Below are 1,846 nucleotides of genomic sequence, written 5' to 3' on the forward strand. Positions count from 1 at the left end.
TCTTGATCTAAGCCTTCAATAGTGCCTGAAAAATCATCACTAAAGGTGTATGCCCCTAAAGAAAATTTATCATCACCTAAAGCAGGAAGATCATCATAGTAATCATCTCTCCCACATCTCCCATAAGACTGTTTACGCTTGTCTATCTTATACACATATCCGTGATCAATAATATCTCTTGTTTGTCCTGTTTTTTCAATATCAGTATGGATCGTAATTGACGAGCTACTGGTACTTTGTTTAACATCAGATAAAAGTATGGCTGACTCATATTTAAATTTTTTAATTCCACCTAAGATATAGCCTGCTTCGGTTAGTAGATAGGCCCTATAATGGAGCTCTCCTACACCATCGATGCCAAAAAGATATTTCTCTTTTTCGAGATTTATCGTTGTTCCAAACGAGCCTTTTATGCTAGGAGCCCCATAAGAAGACATGATAACATCCCCCTGACAAGGGCCTTCAAATGACCAAAAGTTTTCCATTTCCCAGCTATCAAAGCTGTAGATATGGCCATGGTCGACAATAGATATATCACCAGACCAGTCACGAATCTCACCATCCAATTCAAAATTTGTATTATTATGCATTACACTGGTGAATGAGACAGGTAATGTCACCACCTTGACACCTAAATTTAATGGCTGAATATCGGGTTTGCAGCCGACTAATGCAGAAAGAGTAATTAATAAAAAGATGGGTTTAGATCTCATAAGAATTCTATTAAAGAAGCGTAAGACAATAGCTGAAAAACGTTCAAAAAATGAAGTAAAATAAAATGCAAGATCTATAAGTTCGGCACAAAGTTCAATACCCCAAAAGGCGTATTTTCTAACTCATAACGAGGCGTTTTGGAGATTTAATAACACAGATAAAAATTGCTTTTAGACGGAAAATAATTAAATTACTGGGCTCCATTAAGCAAATATTGGTCTATAAACCATTGTAAAATATGTCTCAAGATTATAAAAGGATTGCTACTCTATGGAGAAAAGAATATTCGGGTGATATTGAAAAATATGATCCTTATAATCTCACCTCCCAATTTGAACAAATTGCTTCACTTTTCGCACCAGGAGATTCATACTTTTATATCCTGAACATGCATAACCTAGAACTTGATTATATATCACCAAATGTTTTAAAACTAACAGGACAAAGTGCATCAAATGCAACCATGGAGGATTTATTGAAAGTTGCTTTGCCTGAGGAAATTGTTAAAATCGAGAAGAAAGAGATGCTTATTAAGGACTTTATGACTTACCTAGAGTCTGTTCAGCGCCTAGCTTATAAAATAATATACTCATATAGAATGAAAGACCCGGCAGGTACAATTCGTACTATTCTGCATCAAGCTAACGTTCTATCATTAAATGATCAAGGCATACCTCAACATGTATTCAGCGTTCATAGTGATATAAGTCATCTAAATGTTGTAAATACAACGGATGTTTCTTTTATCCACCTTAAGGATGGTAAATCATATTGCAACTTATGTCCAGAGGAAAATCTCCCATTCAACCCTAAACAGTATCATAAACCAAACAAAAATGTTTTACAAAATCTCTCGGAAAGGGAACAAGAAATAGTCAAACTATTATCATACGGCTTTAGTGCTAAACTCATTGCAGAAAAATTGAACATTTCAACTCATACCGTTCGCACGCACAGGAAGAACATTCTTCATAAATCAAACTGCGTAAACACTGCAGAACTAGTTGCTAAAGCAATATTGGGTGGGTTAAATCTCTAATTAAAGAAGACATTTAAATAGGACATAAAAAAACCCTCTATGCGTAACGCAAAGAGGGTTTTTAGTAGCCCGTAGGGGAATCGAACCCCTGTT

Annotated in this window: 2 protein-coding genes; one reads left to right on the forward strand and one right to left on the reverse strand. The window is 35.4% G+C overall.

The window, feature by feature from the left end; all coding sequences use genetic code 11:
• Positions 1-590: hypothetical protein (locus E1176_RS01625; protein WP_155208834.1), on the reverse strand; the 590-nt coding region annotated here is incomplete at its 3' end.
• A gap of 362 nt (positions 591-952) precedes the next feature.
• Between E1176_RS01625 and E1176_RS01630 the strand changes: the two genes are divergently transcribed.
• Positions 953-1,753 (forward strand): response regulator transcription factor, encoded by an 801-nt coding sequence (locus E1176_RS01630; RefSeq protein WP_155208835.1) that lies wholly within the window; start codon positions 953-955, stop codon positions 1,751-1,753.
• Positions 1,754-1,846: the final 93 nt, after the last annotated feature.

Origin of the sequence: Fulvivirga aurantia (assembly GCF_009711475.1) — a bacterium.
GTDB lineage: Bacteria > Bacteroidota > Bacteroidia > Cytophagales > Cyclobacteriaceae > Fulvivirga > Fulvivirga aurantia.

Bases quoted from the DNA above. Each gene is read 5' to 3' on its own strand.
- E1176_RS01630 (WP_155208835.1), top strand. From the start codon at position 953: ATGTCTCAAGATTATAAAAGGATTGCTACTCTATGGAGAAAAGAATAT.